Raw genomic sequence first — 17725 nt, 5'->3', positions numbered from 1 at the left:
GTGCGGGTGTCGTTCGGATTCGTGTCGCGCGCGTCGCGCGGGGGAAGAAAGCCAGCAAGGGCCGCGTGCAGTGTGCTGGAACGACGTCCGCGCGGCCACCGTTCATGCGACAACACTGGGTTCCACGGCCGATTGCGCAAAGGCGGTCTTCACCATGAGCTCACCATCCTGACCTCACCCGAACGCGCATCGCGCGAAACGGCCCGGATTCACCACCGATTCGCGTCCCCGGAACAAGACTCCAGTCCCCTGCCAGACAAAGAGGCTCCGGATGAAGAAGACCCTCATGCTGATCGCGCTGCTCCCCGCCATGGGCGTGGCCTTCGCGCAGAACGCCGCACCGACGGAGCCGCTGACGCAGGCGCAGGTGCGCACACGCCTGACCGAGCAGGGCTACACCAACATCAACGACGTGAAGTTCGAGGACGGCGTGTGGAAGGCCGACGCGCGCAGCGCCGAAGGCGAGCGCGTGGACCTGCGCCTGGACGCGAAGACGGGGCAGGTCTACCCCGACCAGCAGGTCGCCAACCTCGGCGAAGCCGACGTGCGCGCCCGCCTGTCCGCCGCCGGCTACACCAACGTGCACGACGTCGATTACGAGGACGGCATCTGGAACGCGGAGGCGGACGATCCGTCGGGCAAGGACGTCGAACTGAAGATCGATCCGGCGACGGGGAAGATCATCGGGAAGGAGAAGGATTGATCGTTGACCTTCCTGCCTTTTGCTCCCTCCCCTGCTTGCAGGGGTGAGGAGGGACGCATGCGCGTCACTGGCGCGCGTCCCGACGAACGCCATCGGGCTATGCCCGATGGTCGTGGGGTTGGGGGAGGGATGAAGCCCACAGCGCCTTATCGTTCGGCTTGACCTGCAAGCGCGGCGGAGCCAACGGCCACCCATGCCCAACGTTGGCTGGCACCCCGCCGCGACGCTCCTTACCATCGGCCGGCACTCCGCCCTCAGGTCCACTCCATGAAGCTACCGGCCGTATCGCTGCTCGCGCTGTCCCTCTCGCTCGCCCTCAACCCCGCGTTCGCCGGCAAGCCGGCCGCGACCGACATCGATCCCAAGCGCCTCTCGCAGGACGTCAAGGTCCTGTCCTCCGATGAATTCGAGGGCCGCGGCCCCGCCACGGCCGGCGAAACCAGGACCATCGACTACGTCGTCGCGCAGATGAAGGCCGCCGGCCTGCAGCCGGGCGGCGACCTCAAGGACGGCAAGCGCGAATGGACCCAGGCCGTGCCGCTGGCACGCGCCGAGATCAAGGGCACGCCGACGCTGTCCGTCGCCGTGAACGGCAGGTCGCAGACGCTGGCGCAGGGCGAGCAGATCGCCGTGCGCGCCGCGCAGGACGGCTCCACCGCCATCGACATCAGCAAGGCCCCGCTCGTCTTCGCCGGCTATGGCGTGAGCGCGCCGGAACGCGGCTGGGACGACTTCAAGGGCGTGAACCTGAAGGGCAAGATCGCCGTCGTCCTGATCAACGATCCGGACTTCGAAGGCGGCGAAGGCGACTTCGGCGGCAAGGCGATGACCTATTACGGTCGCTGGACCTACAAGTACGAGGAGGCCGCGCGCCAGGGCGCGCTGGGCCTGCTGATCGTGCACGAGACCGACCCGGCGTCGTACGGCTGGGCGACGGTGAAGAACTCCAACACCAACACGATGTTCGACGTCGTGCGCGACGATCCGGCGTCGGTGCATCCCAGGCTCGAAGGCTGGATCCAGCGCGATTTCGCGCAGCAGCTGTTCAAGCAGTCGGGCCTGGATTTCCACGCGCTCAAGGCGCAGGCGAAGACCAAGGCGTTCAAGCCGGTCGAATTGAAGGGCGCGACGCTGAGCGCGAAGTACGACGTGGATCGCCAGATCATCACCTCGCACAACATCGTCGGCCGCATCGATGGTACGAAGCGCCCGGACGAGACGGTCATCTATTCGGCGCACTGGGACCACCTGGGCGTCGGCCAGCCGGACGCGAAGGGCGACAAGATCTACAACGGCGCCGTCGACAACGCGACCGGCACCGCTGCGCTGATCGAAATCGGCCGCGCGTTCGCCAAGGCACCGACGAAGCCGGAACGCTCGGTCGTCTTCCTCGCCGTGACGGCGGAAGAGAAGGGCCTGCTCGGTTCGGAGTACTACGCCTCCAAGCCCCTGTACCCGCTGGGCAAGACGGTCGCGGTGATCAACATGGATGCGCTCGATCCGCACGGTCCGGCGCGCAACTTCACCACCTCCGGCAGCGCCAAGCAGGAGCTGCTGGATGAGCTGATCGATACCGCGAAGAAGGTTGCGAACCTGGATTACGTCAGCGATCCGAAGCCGGAAGCCGGCCACTTCTTCCGCTCCGATCACTTCCCCTTCGCCAAGCGCGGCGTGCCGGCGGTGTCGTTCGGCTCGGGCAACGACCTGGTCGACGGCGGCCTGGAAGCGGGCAAGAAGATGGAAGACGCCTACGTCGCCGACCGCTACCACCAGCCGGCCGACGAATGGGAAGCCGACTGGACCTTCCTCGGCATGGCGCGCGACCTGGGCCTGCTCTACACCGTGGGCCGCAACCTGGCCGATTCGGATCGCTGGCCGAACTGGGACGCGTCGAGCGAGTTCCGCGCGGCGCGTGACCAGACGGCGGGTGATCGGAAGTAAAGCGTCGTGTGATCTGCTTTGCCCCCTCTCCCGCGAGCGGGAGAGGGGTTTTTACCGCCGAGGGTGAGAGGCTCGACCGCAGGCAGATGAGGCGCTCAGCCCGCGCGGGCTTCCACCAGCCGCAGCGCCTCGATCACCGCCCCGCTCTCCTCCACCTGCGCGAACTCCGCCCGCAACGTCGCCAGATGCGCGCGCTGTATCGCGTCGGCGGGGATCACCGAGCCGTCGGCATCCTTCAGATCGAAACACGCGCACGCATCGCCGATGACGATCGTGCGATAGCCCAGGTTCGCCGCGACGCGTGCGGTCGTCGACACGCACATGTCCGTGCTGATGCCGAACAACACGACGGTGTCGATGTTCAGTCGACGCAGGCGCAGGTCCAGATCGGTGCCGATGAAGGCCGCATTGACCGACTTGGTCACCAGCGGCTCGCCTTCCAGCGGAACGAAACCCGGACGATGCGCGTTTCCCGGATGCCCCGGCGCCAACACCGAGCCTTCCATCACCGAATCGTGCCGCACGTGGATCAGCGGCAAGCCGGCGCGGCGCCACGCATCCAGCACGCGCAGCGCATTGGCTTCCATCGCCGGGTTATTGCGCGGCGGCCACGGCGGCAGGTCGAAACCGCACTGCACGTCGATGGGAATCAGCGCACTGCGCGTGTCAAGTTCGAGGGCGGAACGCGGGGCATTCATGGATCGGGGGATCTCGCGGGTCGGTGGGCGCCACGATGCGCGCTCGCCAGCGCCGGTCTCAACCCGGCAGAATGCCGGCGACACCGGCACTCCCGTTGCGATGAAGAACCTCGACGCCATCGATCGCCAGCTCATCGCCCTGCTGCAGGACAACGCGCGGATGTCGACGGTCGCGCTGGCGAAGGCGGTGGGCCTGGGGCGGAGCACCGTGCAGGAGCGCCTGCAACGGCTGGAGAACGCGGGCGTCATCGCCCAGTACACGGTGCGGCTGGGCAGCGCGGGCGATCCGCTGCAGGCCTGGCTGATGCTGCGTTATGCGGACGGCTTCAGTTGCGACGACGTGATGCCGCTGCTGGTCGCGATGCCGCAGGTGCGGCTGTGCCACAGCGTCGCGGGCGAACTCGACCTGCTGGTGCTGGTGCAGGTCGATTCGCCCGGCGAGCTGGCCGACCTGCGCGAGCGCATCATCGGCTTCAAGGGCGTGGACGACGTCACCACGGTGCCGGTCCTGCGCACGACGCTGGACCGGCGCTGACTGGCAGGCCCCTCCTCACCCCAGCTTGCGTGAAGCCGCATAGGCCAGCAGGTTGCCCAGCCCCGTCACGCCGAGCAGCACGGCGACCACGCCGGGGGTGATCTCGCGCCAGCCGAAGGCCTCGATCAGCGCGAATCCCACGGCGACCGCCAGCAGCAGGATGCCCCAGCGCAGCGACGCATGCCGGCGCTGCAACGCTTCGGCCTGCACCAGCGAGCGGATCAGCTCTTCCGAACCGTTGCTGGCGATGAGCTTGGCGCGGGTGCGGGCGTCCACGACCACCTTGATGGCGTAGACGACGCAGATGAACATGACGATGGGGATCAGGAATTCGAAGTTCATGGGTGTTCTCTCGGGCCGTGACGGTGGGTACGGAACGGGAGATACGGCCGGGCGGCGATCGGTTGCAGGGGCCGGATGCATTCCCGTGAAGGCCGCGTTGCAACCATCGGGCCCCTGAACGTATCCACACAGGTCATGACCGGTGAAACCCCGTGACCGAGGACGACCGCAAGCTGGTGGACGCCGTGCTGGGCAACGTGCCCGGCGCGTTCGAACGCCTTGTGCGCGAGTACCAGGGCCTGTGCTGGCACATCATCCAGCGCATGGTCCGACAGCCGGAGGACACCCGCGAGCTGTGCCAGGAGGCCTTCCTCCGCGTGCACCAGTGCCTGCACCAGTACCGTGGCGAGAGCGCGCTGAAGTCGTGGATCGGGCAGGTGGCCTATTCAGTCGCCAAGCGGCACCTGGAGAAGCGCCGCATCGCGATCGCCGAACCCGTGGGCGACGAGGACGACGGCCTCTCGCTGCTCGACCAGATCAGCGACGGTTTCGACCTGGAGACCGCCTGCGCCGACGCCGAGATCGCCGCCGGGCTGCACGAGGAAATCGAGGCGCTGCCGCCGTTGCAGCGCACGCTGCTGACGCTGTATCACCTGGATGAAGTGCCCATCGTCGAGATCGCCCGCATCACCGGTCTCGCCGAAGGTACGATCAAGAGCCATCTGTTCCGGACCCGCGCGCGGTTGCGCGAACGCCTGCAGGCCCGGATGGGAGTGACCGCATGAACACGCCCGGAAGCCATCGCCCCGACGACCCCAACGACCCGCCCGTGAGCCGTCCCGGCTGGCGCGGCCTCGACGCGTTGCGGCTGGAAGCCGAATGGCAGGCGCAGGAGCGCGCGTTGGAACAGGAACGCCGCGGCCTGCCGCTCGATCCCGCCGATTCGCGACTGGCCGAATACCGCCTGATCGCGCGCGCATTGCGCACGCCGGCGATGGAGTCGGTGCCTTACGACCTCGCCGCGCAGATCGTGCGCCACGTGGAAGGCACGCCGGCCGCCGGCGAGCTGCTGGAGCGCTGGCTGCTTCGCGTGCTGGCGACGGTGTTCGCGCTGGCGGCGATCGCGGTGGTGGGCGCGTACGGCGCGCAGTGGCTGCCCGCCTTCGCCCGGATGTGGCCGACGCTGTCGCCTCAATCGGCCGACTGGGCCGGCCTGCTGGTCGGCTGCCTCGCGGTGTCGCTGGCGTGGCAGGGCGTGGTGCGGTTGATGCGGCAGGATGCGGAGATGCCGGCTGGTTTGGCGTGATGCTTTGAGTCCCTCTCCCAGCGGGAGAGTGGCTTGTGGCCCTTGTAGCCCGGGTAAGCGAAGCGCACTCGGGAGCCTGCGCTGAGGCGGCTGAAACCCCGGGTGCGCTTCGCTTACCCGGGCTACAGAGGCTGCTTGATAGGGGTCGAAGCGCCGCTTCGAATGAAGCGCCGCTTCGAAGGACGCGAACGATGCCATCCATGGCCAGGCGTTCGGCAGGCCACGCGGCAGTGCCGCGAAGCACGGGCTTCGAACGGGCTGCCACTGCCATCCCTGGCGTCACACACCGGCTTCGGATCGCCCGGCCCGGCCATCCATGGCCGGTCGTTCGCGGCCGCGCGCGCCAGTGGCGCGCAAGCGCGGCCGCTCACCCCTTGATGCACACCACCTGCCGCAGCGTATGCACGATCTCCACCAGGTCGCGCTGCGCCGCCATCACCGCGTCGATGTCCTTGTACGCGGCGGGCGACTCGTCGATCACGCCCGCGTCCTTGCGGCATTCGACGTGCGCGGTGGCCTCGCGATGCTCCTTCAGCGTGATTCGTGCGCGTGCGGCGGTGCGGCTCATCACGCGGCCGGCGCCGTGGCTGCAGCTGTGGAAGCTGTCCGCGTTGCCCTTGCCGCGCACGATGAAACTGCGTGCGCCCATGCTGCCCGGGATGATGCCGAGCTCGCCCTCACGCGCGCTGACCGCGCCCTTCCGCGTGACCAGCAACGATTCGCCGAAGTGGTCCTCGCGCTGCACGTAGTTGTGATGGCAGTTCACCGCCGACTTCTCCGTCTGGAACTTCGGCAGGCGGTGGCGCATCTCGTGCAGCACGCGCGCCATCATCGCCTCGCGGTTCACACGCGCGTAGTCCTGCGCCCACGAGACCGCTTCGACGTACTCGTCGAACAGCGGCTCGCCTTCGAGGAAGAACGCGAGGTCGCGATCGGGCACGTGGAAACCGAGCACGCGCTTCTCCAGCTCGCGACGCGCCAGTTCGATGAAGTACGTGCCGATGAGGTTGCCGGTTCCGCGCGAACCCGAATGCAGCATCACCCACACGCGATCGGCCTCGTCCAGGCAGATCTCGATGAAGTGGTTGCCGCCGCCGAGCGTGCCGATCTGGCGATCGAGCTTGTCCGGACGGATCTTCGGATGCTTCTGGCGGATCTTCGCCAGCCGCGCGACGAGGTTGGACTTCTCCAGCGCCGTCTCCACGCTGTCGGGAATCCGGCGGTGCTCGCCGCCCGGACCGTTGCCGACCGGGACGCTGCGCTCGATGGAGTTGCGCAGCAGCGACAGGTCGTCGGGCAGGTCGTCGGCTCGCAGCGTCGTGCGAACCGCGGCCATGCCGCAGCCGATGTCGACGCCGACCGCGGCCGGGATGATCGCGCCCTTCGTCGGCACGACCGATCCCACCGTCGCGCCGATGCCCAGGTGCACGTCGGGCATCACCGCGACCCACGGCCCGACGAAGGGCAGGGTGGTGATGTTGCGCAGCTGCTGCCGCGCCTGGTCCTCGACCGGCACGCCGTGCGTCCAGCCCTTGATCGGCGTGGTCGCACCTTCGGCGTGCAGCAGGTCGAATGAAGCGTGTTGCGTGTTCATGGTTCCATTCCTTGTGAAAAACCGTGCGGCGCGTATCCGTTCGCCCCGCACGGAAGCTTACTGCTTGAGGCTCACCAGCTGCTTCATCACGCCGTCCAGGCCGCCGAACACGGTGAGCTTGTCGATCTTCTCGGTCACCTTCTCCAGAGCTTCCAGCTCCTTCAGGCGCATCAGTACCGGGCTCTCCTCGATCAGCTTCGCGGTGTTGAGCAGGGAACGCGTGGCGTTCGCCTCCTCGCGACGACGGATCACGTTGGCCTGCGCCGACTTTTCCGCCTGCACGACGCTGTTGAGGATCTCCTTCATCTCGCCCGGCAGGATCACGTCCTTCACGCCCACGCCGAGCAGCAGGGCACCGACCTCGCCGACGCGGCCGCGCACGTAGCCGAAGATGTCGGCGTCGAGCGATGCCTTGTCGCCGAGCAGTTCGTCCAGCGTCTTGGCGGAGACCGCCTTTCGCAGGCCGAACTGCAGCTCGCGATACACGTACTCGGCGTACTTGCCGACCTTCGTGATCGCGGCGACCGGATCGACGATGCGCACGCTTGCGGCGAGGTTCACGCGCAGGCTGACCTTGTCGCGCGTAAGCAGCTCCTGGCCGGAGACCTCGAGCGACTGCACGCGCAGGTCGACCGCCTGCACCACGACGTTCTTCCGGAAATTCCAGAAGGCGTACGAACCCGCGCCCACGACGCGCACGAGCTTGCCGTCGACGAACACCAGGCCGGCGAACTCGGCCGGGACCGGCAGCACGACGGCGACCTTCTCCAGCACGCCGAGCTGGCGCAGACGCGTCGCGACGTCGTTCGGCACATCCGGCTCGTCCTGCAGCGCGAGCGTGCGCACCTCGATCGCAATCGGGCCCTTCCAGTACAACCGGCGCGAACCCGGCGCGAGGATTTCCTCCAGGCGGCCGTTCTTCATCACCAGGCCGACTTCGTCCACGCCGATGTCGGCGAGCACGAACGTGGCGGCCAGGCACGTGCCCAGCGCGTCGATCAGCGCGTTCTCGTCGCTGCCGACGTACTCGGCGCGCAGCGCGATGTTGTGCACCTTCACCTCGACCGCGCCGAACGGGTCGAACCACGTGTGCACGCCCGGCGCGATGACGCCTTCGAATTGACGGTTGCGATACACCAGGCCGCGCTCGCCGTCGCCGATCACGACCTTCTTGGTCCAGAACATTGGAATGTCCTCCTTGTTATTGGCTCTGATGTTTCGATCCGCTTGGTGCGCGAGGGACCGGTTGCCGCGTTTGATTGGCGTCCCGGCGAAAGCGCCGCGACGCAGGAAAAAGTTGGAAACGCCCCGGACGTCGAATCCGCGGAGCACGTCGCGCCCGATGCATTCGATGCGATGGCGACCTGGATCGCGTCGCAGACCGACATCGCCTGCGACCGAATCCGTGCAGCCAGCGCACGCATGCGCGAGGGCGACGGCCCGGCGGATCCACCGCTGCGATATTCCGATCGCATCCGCATGAAGCCGGATGCGACACGGAACGCCGCAAGGGGCGTTTCCGATGGAGGGACTTTCGTCCCGATGTAACGACGTGAAAGGTCGTTTGGAGCGGGAATCGAACCCGCGACTCTCAGGCTTCGGACCTGATGCTCTACCCGACTGAGCTATCCAGTGGTGGACAAGCCGGAATCGAACCGGCGGCCAATGGCATGCGCCATTGCTCTACCTCTGAGCTACTGTCCAAGCACGACGCACTGCAATCCATCCCCGGCATGCGCCACGGCAATGCCGCGCGCACCGGGCAGGCACGGCTTCCGCCGCGAACCTGCGCCGCTGTGGACGTTTCGCATGGTGCGTCGTTCATTGGCGTCGCGATCCACCGCAAGCGATGTGCCGTGACGCCAATCCTGTGTGCGAATGCAACCGCCCGCCGCCCGCGCCGAAGCATCCAGGCGCAGCGCTGATGCGCTTCACGGCATTCCCCTCATCGAAACCAGCATGTTCCGGATGCTTCGGGATGCGCGATGCAATCGCGTTGTGATCGTGTGTGGTTGGCCTTTGCGAACGCTGGAAAACAAAACGCCCCCGGGTACGGACCGAGGGCGTTCGCGTTGCCTCGGGGAGATCGGGGTGACCGATCTCCCTCAGGAAGATCAGTCGTATCGGACCGTTTCGTCGCGCAGCCACGGCGCGCGCACGAAACCGCAGCAGCCGATGGGCCGCAGTGCGATGTGCTTTGCGATGTGGGCGAAGGATTTCATGGCGTGACGAAGATCGTGATGGTTTGTGTGCAACGAAGGGCGCGCACGTTACGCGTTCGAAAAAGCGAATGCAATACCGTTCGTCGGGGTCGAGCGGGCGAATGCGTCGTGCATGCGATCGAACGCACTCAGCGCAACAGCGGCGCGAGCTGCGTCCACACGTGATCGCGCAGCTTCGGTTGCGCGCTCGCGACCGGATGCAGGTTGTCGTCCTGGAACGCGTTGCGATCCAGCGCGATCGGTTCCAGCAGGAACGGTAGCAACGCCACGCCGTGCTGCTTCGCCAGCGCGTTGTAGTTCTCGCTGAAGCCCTGCGTGTATTCGCGACCGAGGTTGGGCGGCATGCGCATGCCGATCAGCAGCACCTTCGCGCCGCTTTTCTTCGACGCGGTGATCATGCGATCCAGGTTCGCACGCGATTGCGCCAGCGGCAGGCCGCGCAGGCCATCGTTCGCGCCGAGCTCGATCACCACCACCGCCGGCTTGTTGCGCTTGAGTTCGCCGTCGATGCGCGCGGCGCCACCGGCGGTGGTCTCGCCGCTGATGCTCGCGTTCACCACGCGCCAGCCGGGTTTGGTCTTCGCGATGCGGTCGGCGGTGAGCGACACCCAGCCCTGCGAGGCCGCCAGCCCGTATCCGGCCGACAGCGAATCGCCCATCACCAGTACGGTGCGGACCGCCTGCGGCGCGGGCGCGGCCTTCGCCGCGGGCTGGGCGAAGGCCGGGAATGCGACCGCCAGCATCAGCGACAGCGCCGCGACCCAGCCGATGGCACATTGAACCCGATGCGCAAAACCGGCATATCCGGACAGTGCGGCGGCTGAACCGCGGGCATTGGTCGTCTTAAAGAACATTTAATCCGCGCTCCCAAGAATGGATGTACAGCTGGACACGATGAACGAACACAGCATAAGGACGAACATGGCCGATTCCATCGCACCGCGCACACGCGCACAAGCCGCGCTTCAGGTGAGCGCGCTGGGCAAGCGCGTGATGCTGCCTTCTGGCGAGCTGACGATCCTGAGCGAGGTGTCGTTCGACATCGCGCCCGGCGATACGGTGGCGATCGTCGGAGCGTCCGGCTCGGGCAAGAGCACGCTGCTGTCGCTGCTTGCAGGGCTGGACACGCCCAGCGACGGGCGCGTGGTGCTCGACGGCGAAACGCTGTCCACGCTGGATGAAGATGGTCGCGCGCGCGTGCGCGGCGAGAAGGTCGGCTTCGTGTTCCAGAACTTCCAGCTGCTGCCGTCGCTCACCGCGCTGGAGAACGTGATGCTGCCGCTGGAACTGCGCGGCGACCGCGAGGTCGATGCGCCGGCTCGCGCGATCCTGGAGAAGGTCGGCCTCGGCCAGCGCCTGGACCACTACCCGCGCCAGCTGTCCGGCGGCGAGCAGCAGCGCGTCGCGCTCGCGCGCGCGTTCGTCACGCGGCCGTCGCTGCTGTTCGCCGACGAACCCACCGGCAACCTCGACACGCACACCGGCCAGGCCATCATCGAACTGCTGTTCGAACTGAACGCGCACGCAGGCACGACGCTGGTGCTGGTCACGCACGACGAACACCTCGCCTCGCGCTGCGGTCGCCTGCTCCGCCTCGACAGCGGCCGGCTGGTGGCGTCATGAAGCCGGGCAACGGCATCGTCGCGCTGGCCTGGCGCCAGTTGCGGCGCGATCTCGCGGCCGGCGACGTGCGCATCCTGATCGCCGCGCTGGTGCTCGCCGTCCTGGCGGTGACGGCGGTCGGCTTCGTCACCGATCGCGCCGAACGCGCGCTCGCGATCGAAGCCAACCGCCTGCTCGGCGGCGATGCCGTGGTGCGCGCCGATTCGCCCATCGTCGGCGCGGTGCGCGACGCGGCCAACGTGCCGGCGCTGCAACGCACGGAAACCATCGAGCTGCAGACGATGATCCGCGTCGGCGAACGCCTGCAGCTCGGCGACCTGCGCGCGCTGGGCGAAGGCTTCCCGCTGCGTGGCGCGTTCCGCATCGCCGGCACCGACCATGTCGAACGCGATGCGGGCGGCGTGCCCGCGCGCGGCACCGTGTGGATGAGCCGCGCCGGCGCCGACACGCTCGGCGCGAAGCCCGGCGACGAGATCTCGCTGGGCGACGCGCGCCTGCGCCTGGCGGCGCTGGTGGTGCAGGAACCCGACGCGGCGCTCGACTACTTCAACGTCGCGCCGAAGGTGTTCCTCAACCTCGCCGACGTGCCGTCCACCGGCCTCGTGCAGGAAGGCAGCCGCATCCGCTACCGCCTCGTCGTCGCCGGGCCTGCCGCCGCGGTGGAGACCTTCGTCGCGAAGGCGAAGCCGGCGCTCGGACGCGGGCAGCGCCTGGAAACCATCGCCGACGCGCGGCCGGAGATCCGCTCCGCGCTCGACCGTGCCGGCCGCTTCCTCGGTCTCGCCGCGCTCGTCTCCGTCGTGCTCGCCGCCGTCGCGGTCGCGATGGCCGCGCGGCGTCACAGCGCACGGCATCTGTCCGGCACCGCGGTGATGCGCTGCCTCGGCGCGAGCCAACGCACGCTGGTCGGCATCCAGGTCGGCGAACTGCTGATGCTCGGCGTCGTCGCCAGCACCATCGGCGTGCTGCTCGCGTTCGCGCTGCAGTGGGCGATCGGCGGCTGGCTCGCGCAGGCGCTGAAGCTGTCGATTCCGCCGGCGGGCTGGATGCCGGCCTTGCAGGGTTATGGCGTCGGGCTGGTGGTGCTGATGGCCTTCGGCGCGCCGCCGGTGCTGGCGTTGCGTCGCGTGCCGGCCTTGCGCGTGCTGCGTCGCGACCTCGATCCCACCGAGCCGAGCGCGTGGCTGGTCGGCATCGCCGGCTTCGTCGGGCTCGCCGCGCTGCTGTGGTGGAAAGCCGGTTCGGCCGCGCTGGGTTTCTCGATGCTCGGCGGCATCGCCGCGACGCTGCTGGTGCTCGCGCTGCTGGCGTGGGCGCTGATCGTCGTGGTGCGGCGCGTGCGGTCGCGCCTGCGCGGCAGCCTTCGCTACGGCCTGGCGAACGTGAGCCGTCGCGCCGGCACGAGCATCGCGCAGGTGTCGGCGCTCGGCCTGGGCCTGATGGCGCTGCTGCTGCTGACCTTCGTGCGCACGGACCTGCTGGACCGCTGGCAGCTCGCGCTCGCAAGCGATGCGCCGAACCGCTTCATCATCAACGTGCAGGACGACCAGGTCGACGCAGTGCGTGCGTTCATCGCCGAACAGGGCGTGGCCGCGCCGACGCTGTATCCGATGATCCGCGGGCGCCTGGTCGAGCACAACGGCAAGCCCGTCACCGGCAAGGATTACGAGGAGCAGGGCGCACGCGCGCAGCGGCTGGCCGAACGTGAGTTCAACCTGTCCGTCGCAGACCGGCTTCGCGACGACAACCGCGTCACCGAAGGCGAGTTCTGGACGGGCAAGCCCGCCAAACCCGAAGTCTCCGTCGAGGAGGAATTCGCCAAGCGGCTGGGCTGGAAGATCGGCGACCGCATCGCGTTCGACATCGCCGGCCAGGCGTTCGAGGCGACGATCACCAGCCTGCGCAGCGTGGAGTGGGAGAGCTTCCGTCCGAACTTCTTCGTGATCGCCTCGCCCGGTTCGCTCGACGGTTTCCCGGCCAGCCACATCACCGCGGTGAGCGTCCCGCCGCAGCGCACGCGCTTCACCGCCGAGCTGGTCGAGCGCTTCCCGAACCTGTCGGTGATCGACATCGACGCCGTGCTCAAGCAGGTGCGCAGCACGGCCGACCAGGTCTCGACCGTGGTGGAAGTGGTCTTCTACTTCTCGCTCGCCGCCGGCCTGCTGGTGCTGATGGCCGCGGTGAGCGCGAGCCAGGACGAGCGGCTGCTCGAAGGCGGCGTGATGCGCGCGATCGGCGGCAGCCGGCGGCAGTTGCGGCTGGCGCAGGCGTCGGAGTTCACGGCGATCGGCCTGCTGTCGGGACTCACGGCGGCGATTGCTGCGTCGTTGCTGGCGGGCGTGGTCGCCACGCAGGTGTTCGACCTGCCGTGGGAAGCGGACTGGCGCATGGCCGCGGTCGGCGCGGTGGCGGGCGTGCTCGCGGCGCTGCTCGCGGGCATGTTCGCGACGCGGCGCGTGCTGGATGCGCCGCCGTCGGTGACGTTGCGCGAACTACAGGGCTAGCAAGCTCCTGTAGCCCGGGTAAGCGCAGCGCATCCGGGATTGCCTCGCCGTTGCTGCAACCCGGGTGCGGCCTGCGGCCTTACCCGGGCTACAAATGCTGCAAACGCATCGCAACCGGATCGCGCTACTGCACCACTCCCTGCGGCTGCGCACCGAAGCGCCGCGGATAGTCCCGCTCCTCGATCACCCGATCGACTTCCTCGGTCGCCAGATCCGGCGCGCCGTAGACGGCATAGGCGATCTCGCCGTCGCGCACGCCGATCTGGTGCAACCGATAGCGCGGCCGGCCACCGCCGGTGTTCTCGGGGTAGTGCAGCGGCGGCTCGGCGCCGTCCATGTCCAGTTCGCTGTTGTCGACCGTTCCGCCGACGAAGAGGGCGCGCATCGCGGTTCTCCTTCTGGGCCTTTGCACGCGATGGTGGCCCGCGCGGCGTTGAATCGGCATGAAACCGCGCGCGGATGCCGCATCGCGCACAGGTAGAATTGACGGCGATCACCTTTCACGCAGCCCCGGACCCGCCCATGCGCGCCGAAGACGGCGACGTCGCACTGGAAACCCTGTTCCTGCCGTTCATCGACGGTTCGCTCGCGTGGCCGTCTTCCGGCGGTGCGTTGTTCCTGCGCGCGCGCGATGGCTGGCCGCTGCACCAGCGCGCCTGGCCCGGACTGCGTTGCGAACAGAGCTTCCGGCCCGCGGCCGATGCGCTCGAACGCTCCGGCATGACGCGCGCCGACGAGGACGAAACCACGCGTTTTCCGCTCGTTCTCGTGCTGCCGCCGCGCCAACGCGACGAAGCGCGCGCGCTGTTCGCACGCGCCGTCGCGCGCTGCGCGCCGGGCGGTCGCATCGTCGCCTGCCTTGCGAACAACGAAGGCGCGAGGTCGGGCGAAGCGGACCTGGAGCGCATCGCCGGCGCCGTCGCGAGCCTGTCGAAGAACAAGTGCCGCGTGTTCTGGACCGCGCCCCTGGACGGCCCGGCCGACGCCGCGCTTGCCGCGCAATGGGCCCAGGCCGACGCGCCGCGACCGGTCGCCGAGGGCCGCTTCATCAGCCGCCCCGGCGTGTTCGCCTGGGACCGCATCGATGCGGCCTCGCGCCTGCTTGCCGAACACCTGCCGCACGATCTCGCCGGGCACGCGGCGGATCTGGGCGCCGGTTACGGCTATCTCTCGGTGGAACTGCTCACGCGCTGTCCGGGCATCCGCGCCGTCGATTTGTACGAAGCCGAACGACGCGCGCTGGATCTCGCGCGCGTGAACCTCGCGCCGTTCGCCGATCGCGCCGCGCTCGGTTTCCACTGGCATGACGTCACGCGTGGCGTGGACGGCGCATTCGACGTGGTGGTCTGCAATCCGCCGTTCCATGCGCAGGGCCGCGCGGACCGCCCCGACATCGGCCGCCGTTTCATCGCCGTCGCAGCGCAGGCGCTGAAGCCGGGCGGGCGGTTGTGGCTGGTGGCGAACCGCCATCTGCCCTACGAGTCCGAGCTGGACGCGCGCTTCGGGCGCGCACGCATCGTCGCGCAGGAAGGTGCTTTCAAGGTGGTCGAAGCCGTGCGCTCGCAACAGGGATCCACTGCATGAAGCTCGTCAAACTCATCGCCAACCTCGGCTACGGCAGCCGCAAGGACGTGACGGCGATGTTCCGCGAAGGCCGCATCACCGATCCGCAGGGCGAGGTGCTGTACGCCGACGACAAGGTCGGTCACGACGCCATCCGCGTCGACGGCGAACCGCTCGATCCGCCGCCCGGCATGACGCTGATGCTGCACAAGCCGGTCGGCTACACGTGTTCGACGAAGGATCCCGGCCGCGTCATCTACGACCTGCTGCCGCCGCGCTTCCGCCTGCGTTCGCCGCTGTTGTCGAGCGTGGGCCGGCTCGATCGCGACACCAGCGGCCTGCTGCTGATGACCGACGACGGCGCGCTGCTGCATCGCATCGTCTCGCCCAAGGCGAAGCTGGCGAAGGTGTACGAGGCGACGCTCGCGCAGGACCTGCGCGGCGACGAAGGCGCGGTGTTCGCCAGCGGCACGCTGATGCTCGAATCGGACACCACGCCGCTCGCGCCCGCCGCGCTGCACGTGCACGATGCGCGCCACGCCGCGTTGACGCTGACCGAAGGCCGCTACCACCAGGTGCGGCGCATGTTCGCGGCGGTCGGCAACCACGTCGAGGCGCTGCATCGCAGCCGCATCGGCGGACTTTCGCTCGGCGACCTGCCCGCCGGCCGCTGGCGTTTGCTGGACGCCGGCGATCTCGACATCCTCTTCGGAGCCAATGCATGAGCCTTCTCGCGCCCGTGGACTTCACGCCCGCCGCGGTGCTGTTCGACATGGACGGCCTGATGATCGAAAGCGAACGCGCGCTGCTGCAGTGCTGGCGCGAGGCGTCGCAGGAGCTGGGGCTCGAACTCGAGGACGCGCTGTGGCTGTCGTTCGTCGGGCTTTCCGATCGTGCGTGCCATGAGCTGCTGCGCGCGCGCCTGGGCGACGAGGACATGCTGCAGGCGCTGCTGCACGGCCTGCAGGTGCGCTACGACGCGCACGTCGAGGCGGGCCTGCCGTTGAAGGTGGGCGTGCTGGAGCTGCTCGCGCTGCTGGAGGAGCGCGGCATCCCGCGTGCGGTCGTCACCTCGACGCGCCGCGAGCGCGCGCTGCAGAAGCTCACCACGACCGGCCTGCTGCCGCATTTCGACGAGGTGGTCGCCGGCAACGAGGTGCGGCACACCAAGCCCGCGCCGGACATCTACCTGCTCGCCGCGCAGCGCCTGCGCGTGTCGCCGTCCGACTGCGTCGTGCTGGAGGATTCCGTGCCCGGCGTGCGCGCCGCGCTCGCGGCGGGCATGACGCCGATCCAGGTGCCGGACCTGGTGATTCCCGACGACGCCGTGCGCGCGCTCGGCCATCGCATCGTCGATTCTCTGGTGCATGCGCGGGCGTTGATCGAGCCGGCGCTGAAAGCCTGTGATTGAAGGCCCTCTCCCTCGGGAGAGGGGTGGGGTGAGGGGTAACGGAAGGGAAGCGTACGAAAAGCAGGTGCGGTGAGTGCCGCGAGCTTCGACCTTGCCCCTTCGTCGCCCCTCATCCGCCCTCCGGGCACCTTCTCCCGCAGGGAGAAGGGAAGGGATCACTCCATCAACCGGTCCCAGCCCTCAGGCCCCAGCTTCTCCAGCGTCGCGATGTTCCGCTCCACGATCACGTCAGGATCCGGAAACGCCGCCACCGCCCGATCGATGCTCGCCTCGCGCAACAGATGCAGCGTCGGATACGGCGAGCGGTTGGTGAAGTTGCCCATCTCGTCGGCATACGTGCCGGCGAACCGGTACTGCGGATGGAAGCTCGCGACCTGGATCTCGCCTTCCAGGCCCAGCGCCGCGACCGCAGCATCAGCGCGATCGAGGAAATCGTTGTAGTCGAGGAAGTCCGCCAGCACGCGCGGATGCACCAGCAGCGTGGTGTCCACGACGTCGGGATCCGTACGCGCGAGCAGCGACAGTTCGGAGGCGAGCTCGTCCAGCAGCGCGTCCGGCGTGGTCGCCTCGCTGAGCACGAAACGCACCTGCTGCTTCACGTACACGGCTTTCGCGAACGGGCACAGGTTGAGCCCGATCACCGCGCGTTCCAGCCAGCGGCGGGTCGCGGCGATGGGGTCTTCGACGTCCACGCGCGTCAGTCGCGGAAGTTTTCGAACTGCAGCGGACGCTCGAATTCGACGCCGCGCAGCAGCGCGATCGCCGCCTGCAGGTCGTCGCGTTTCTTGCCGGTCACGCGCAGCTTGTCGCCGTTGATCTGGCTGTCGACCTTGAGCTTGGCGTCCTTGATCGAGCCCTGGATCTTCTTCGCCAGCTCGCGCTCGATGCCCTGCTTCACCGTGATCTTCTGCCGCGCGCCGGCCAGGTTGGTTTCCACGTCGCCGAACTCCAGGCAGCGCACGTCGATGCCGCGCGCGATGAGCCGCGCACGCAGGATGTCGTTCATCTGCTTGAGCTGGAAATCGCTCGGCGCCGATTGCGTGATGACCTGGTCCTCGAGCACGAACTTCGCGTCCACGCCCTTGAAATCGAAGCGCGTGCCGAGCTCGCGGTTGGCCTGGTCTACGGCGTTGGTCAGTTCGTGGCTGTCGACTTCGGAGACGATGTCGAAGGAAGGCATGAGCGGCTCCGTGGACGGTTTCGGGGGCGCAAAGGGTAGCGCAGCGGGCGCGAAGGTGCAGCGTTGGAACGCTGTGTCGACGCCATGCCGACCATTGGCGCACGGTGCGCGCATGCCGGCGCGACTAGACTTCCCGTCATCCGCCGCATTCTCAGGAATCCCC

The 17725-nt window shown here is 68.3% G+C and carries 19 protein-coding genes and 2 tRNA genes; 11 read left to right on the top strand and 10 right to left on the bottom strand.

What is annotated here, in order from left to right; genetic code table 11:
- Positions 1–271: 271 nt before the first annotated feature.
- A complete protein-coding gene (locus AC3ANK_RS17000; RefSeq protein ID WP_484171561.1) occupies positions 272–703 on the top strand; it encodes a PepSY domain-containing protein in 432 nt (143 codons plus the stop codon).
- 267 nt (positions 704–970) lie between these two features.
- The gene (locus AC3ANK_RS16995; protein ID WP_206862303.1) at positions 971–2644 is read left to right on the top strand and encodes a M28 family metallopeptidase; all 1674 of its coding nucleotides are present in this window, start codon (positions 971–973) and stop codon (positions 2642–2644) included.
- Between the two features lie 95 nt (positions 2645–2739).
- Here the strand turns inward: AC3ANK_RS16995 and AC3ANK_RS16990 are convergent, their stop codons facing one another.
- Entirely contained in the window at positions 2740–3342 is a 603-nt protein-coding gene (locus tag AC3ANK_RS16990) for a cysteine hydrolase family protein (RefSeq protein WP_206862302.1), read from the bottom strand.
- Positions 3343–3442: 100 nt separating this feature from the next.
- Here AC3ANK_RS16990 and AC3ANK_RS16985 point away from each other — a divergent pair, with 100 nt between their 5' ends.
- Positions 3443–3877 carry an Lrp/AsnC family transcriptional regulator gene (locus AC3ANK_RS16985; protein WP_206862301.1) on the top strand — a complete coding sequence of 145 codons (435 nt, stop codon included), beginning with the start codon at positions 3443–3445 and terminating at the stop codon, positions 3875–3877.
- 15 nt (positions 3878–3892) lie between these two features.
- On the opposite strand, the gene AC3ANK_RS16980 is transcribed toward AC3ANK_RS16985, so the two are convergent.
- A complete protein-coding gene (locus tag AC3ANK_RS16980; RefSeq protein ID WP_206862300.1) occupies positions 3893–4219 on the bottom strand; it encodes a DUF6249 domain-containing protein in 327 nt (108 codons plus the stop codon).
- A gap of 152 nt (positions 4220–4371) precedes the next feature.
- Between AC3ANK_RS16980 and AC3ANK_RS16975 the strand changes: the two genes are divergently transcribed.
- Together AC3ANK_RS16975 and AC3ANK_RS16970 are read left to right on the top strand one after the other, a co-directional pair.
- Complete coding sequence (locus tag AC3ANK_RS16975) at positions 4372–4944, top strand: sigma-70 family RNA polymerase sigma factor (RefSeq protein ID WP_206862299.1); 573 nt, start codon at positions 4372–4374, stop codon at positions 4942–4944.
- Positions 4941–5465, top strand: a complete 525-nt coding sequence (locus AC3ANK_RS16970) for a hypothetical protein (protein WP_206862298.1) — start codon at positions 4941–4943, stop codon at positions 5463–5465. Before AC3ANK_RS16975 ends, AC3ANK_RS16970 begins: the two co-directional genes overlap by 4 nt.
- 367 nt (positions 5466–5832) lie before the next feature.
- Here the strand turns inward: AC3ANK_RS16970 and AC3ANK_RS16965 are convergent, their stop codons facing one another.
- Both AC3ANK_RS16965 and AC3ANK_RS16960 read right to left on the bottom strand, forming a co-directional pair.
- Positions 5833–7059, bottom strand: coding sequence for an RtcB family protein (locus AC3ANK_RS16965; protein ID WP_484171560.1), 1227 nt, complete (start codon positions 7057–7059; stop codon positions 5833–5835).
- Between the two features lie 57 nt (positions 7060–7116).
- Entirely contained in the window at positions 7117–8244 is a 1128-nt protein-coding gene (locus AC3ANK_RS16960) for a slipin family protein (RefSeq protein WP_206862297.1), read from the bottom strand.
- Between the two features lie 45 nt (positions 8245–8289).
- Between AC3ANK_RS16960 and AC3ANK_RS16955 the strand changes: the two genes are divergently transcribed.
- Positions 8290–8607, top strand: a complete 318-nt coding sequence (locus tag AC3ANK_RS16955; protein WP_206862296.1) for a hypothetical protein — start codon at positions 8290–8292, stop codon at positions 8605–8607.
- Between the two features lie 16 nt (positions 8608–8623).
- On the opposite strand, the gene AC3ANK_RS16950 is transcribed toward AC3ANK_RS16955, so the two are convergent.
- The 3 genes from AC3ANK_RS16950 to AC3ANK_RS16940 all read right to left on the bottom strand — a co-directional run bounded on the left by AC3ANK_RS16950 (position 8624) and on the right by AC3ANK_RS16940 (position 10024).
- Positions 8624–8691, bottom strand: a tRNA-Ser gene (locus AC3ANK_RS16950).
- Between the two features lie 3 nt (positions 8692–8694).
- Positions 8695–8763 (bottom strand) — tRNA-OTHER (locus AC3ANK_RS16945).
- 646 nt (positions 8764–9409) lie between these two features.
- Positions 9410–10024 carry an arylesterase gene (locus AC3ANK_RS16940; protein ID WP_206862440.1) on the bottom strand — a complete coding sequence of 205 codons (615 nt, stop codon included), beginning with the start codon at positions 10022–10024 and terminating at the stop codon, positions 9410–9412.
- A 178-nt stretch (positions 10025–10202) separates the two neighbouring features.
- On the opposite strand from AC3ANK_RS16940, the gene AC3ANK_RS16935 reads away from it, so the two are divergent.
- Positions 10203–10904, top strand: a complete 702-nt coding sequence (locus tag AC3ANK_RS16935; protein WP_484171559.1) for an ABC transporter ATP-binding protein — start codon at positions 10203–10205, stop codon at positions 10902–10904.
- On the top strand, positions 10901–13408 hold the full coding sequence (locus AC3ANK_RS16930; RefSeq protein ID WP_206862294.1) for an ABC transporter permease: 2508 nt from the start codon (positions 10901–10903) through the stop codon (positions 13406–13408). The genes AC3ANK_RS16935 and AC3ANK_RS16930 overlap by 4 nt, the downstream gene beginning before the upstream one ends.
- Positions 13409–13532: 124 nt before the next feature.
- On the opposite strand, the gene AC3ANK_RS16925 is transcribed toward AC3ANK_RS16930, so the two are convergent.
- Positions 13533–13793 carry a hypothetical protein gene (locus AC3ANK_RS16925; protein WP_206862293.1) on the bottom strand — a complete coding sequence of 87 codons (261 nt, stop codon included), beginning with the start codon at positions 13791–13793 and terminating at the stop codon, positions 13533–13535.
- Positions 13794–13930: 137 nt separating this feature from the next.
- Here AC3ANK_RS16925 and AC3ANK_RS16920 point away from each other — a divergent pair, with 137 nt between their 5' ends.
- Genes AC3ANK_RS16920 through AC3ANK_RS16910 form a run of 3 tightly spaced genes read left to right on the top strand, consistent with a single transcriptional unit; the run spans position 13931 to position 16382 of the window.
- Complete coding sequence (locus tag AC3ANK_RS16920) at positions 13931–14992, top strand: class I SAM-dependent methyltransferase (protein ID WP_206862292.1); 1062 nt, start codon at positions 13931–13933, stop codon at positions 14990–14992.
- Positions 14989–15696: a pseudouridine synthase gene (locus AC3ANK_RS16915; protein ID WP_206862291.1), complete on the top strand. Its 708-nt coding sequence runs from the start codon at positions 14989–14991 to the stop codon at positions 15694–15696. Before AC3ANK_RS16920 ends, AC3ANK_RS16915 begins: the two co-directional genes overlap by 4 nt.
- The gene (locus AC3ANK_RS16910; protein ID WP_206862290.1) at positions 15693–16382 is read left to right on the top strand and encodes an HAD family hydrolase; all 690 of its coding nucleotides are present in this window, start codon (positions 15693–15695) and stop codon (positions 16380–16382) included. The genes AC3ANK_RS16915 and AC3ANK_RS16910 overlap by 4 nt, the downstream gene beginning before the upstream one ends.
- A 155-nt stretch (positions 16383–16537) precedes the next feature.
- Here AC3ANK_RS16910 and AC3ANK_RS16905 read toward each other — a convergent pair whose 3' ends face one another.
- Positions 16538–17074 carry a DUF1415 domain-containing protein gene (locus AC3ANK_RS16905; protein ID WP_320415215.1) on the bottom strand — a complete coding sequence of 179 codons (537 nt, stop codon included), beginning with the start codon at positions 17072–17074 and terminating at the stop codon, positions 16538–16540.
- A gap of 5 nt (positions 17075–17079) precedes the next feature.
- Positions 17080–17562, bottom strand: a complete 483-nt coding sequence (locus AC3ANK_RS16900) for a YajQ family cyclic di-GMP-binding protein (RefSeq protein WP_206862289.1) — start codon at positions 17560–17562, stop codon at positions 17080–17082.
- Between the last annotated feature and the right edge of the window lie 163 nt (positions 17563–17725).

Source organism: Lysobacter sp. SCRH-1R (assembly GCF_057747855.1).
This window is presented reverse-complemented; position numbering and strand designations above follow the sequence as displayed.

What these genes read in the sequence shown, in the direction of transcription:
- AC3ANK_RS17000 (WP_484171561.1), top strand. Translation starts at nt 272, where the DNA reads ATGAAGAAGACCCTCATGCTGATCGCGCTGCTCCCCGCCATGGGCGTG.
- AC3ANK_RS16995 (WP_206862303.1), top strand. Translation starts at nt 971, where the DNA reads ATGAAGCTACCGGCCGTATCGCTGCTCGCGCTGTCCCTCTCGCTCGCC.
- AC3ANK_RS16990 (WP_206862302.1), bottom strand. Translation starts at nt 3,342, where the DNA reads ATGAATGCCCCGCGTTCCGCCCTCGAACTTGACACGCGCAGTGCGCTG.
- AC3ANK_RS16985 (WP_206862301.1), top strand. Translation starts at nt 3,443, where the DNA reads ATGAAGAACCTCGACGCCATCGATCGCCAGCTCATCGCCCTGCTGCAG.
- AC3ANK_RS16980 (WP_206862300.1), bottom strand. Translation starts at nt 4,219, where the DNA reads ATGAACTTCGAATTCCTGATCCCCATCGTCATGTTCATCTGCGTCGTC.
- AC3ANK_RS16970 (WP_206862298.1), top strand. Translation starts at nt 4,941, where the DNA reads ATGAACACGCCCGGAAGCCATCGCCCCGACGACCCCAACGACCCGCCC.
- AC3ANK_RS16965 (WP_484171560.1), bottom strand. Translation starts at nt 7,059, where the DNA reads ATGAACACGCAACACGCTTCATTCGACCTGCTGCACGCCGAAGGTGCG.
- AC3ANK_RS16960 (WP_206862297.1), bottom strand. Translation starts at nt 8,244, where the DNA reads ATGTTCTGGACCAAGAAGGTCGTGATCGGCGACGGCGAGCGCGGCCTG.
- AC3ANK_RS16940 (WP_206862440.1), bottom strand. Translation starts at nt 10,024, where the DNA reads ATGCTGGCGGTCGCATTCCCGGCCTTCGCCCAGCCCGCGGCGAAGGCC.
- AC3ANK_RS16935 (WP_484171559.1), top strand. Translation starts at nt 10,203, where the DNA reads ATGGCCGATTCCATCGCACCGCGCACACGCGCACAAGCCGCGCTTCAG.
- AC3ANK_RS16930 (WP_206862294.1), top strand. Translation starts at nt 10,901, where the DNA reads ATGAAGCCGGGCAACGGCATCGTCGCGCTGGCCTGGCGCCAGTTGCGG.
- AC3ANK_RS16925 (WP_206862293.1), bottom strand. Translation starts at nt 13,793, where the DNA reads ATGCGCGCCCTCTTCGTCGGCGGAACGGTCGACAACAGCGAACTGGAC.
- AC3ANK_RS16920 (WP_206862292.1), top strand. Translation starts at nt 13,931, where the DNA reads ATGCGCGCCGAAGACGGCGACGTCGCACTGGAAACCCTGTTCCTGCCG.
- AC3ANK_RS16915 (WP_206862291.1), top strand. Translation starts at nt 14,989, where the DNA reads ATGAAGCTCGTCAAACTCATCGCCAACCTCGGCTACGGCAGCCGCAAG.
- AC3ANK_RS16910 (WP_206862290.1), top strand. Translation starts at nt 15,693, where the DNA reads ATGAGCCTTCTCGCGCCCGTGGACTTCACGCCCGCCGCGGTGCTGTTC.
- AC3ANK_RS16900 (WP_206862289.1), bottom strand. Translation starts at nt 17,562, where the DNA reads ATGCCTTCCTTCGACATCGTCTCCGAAGTCGACAGCCACGAACTGACC.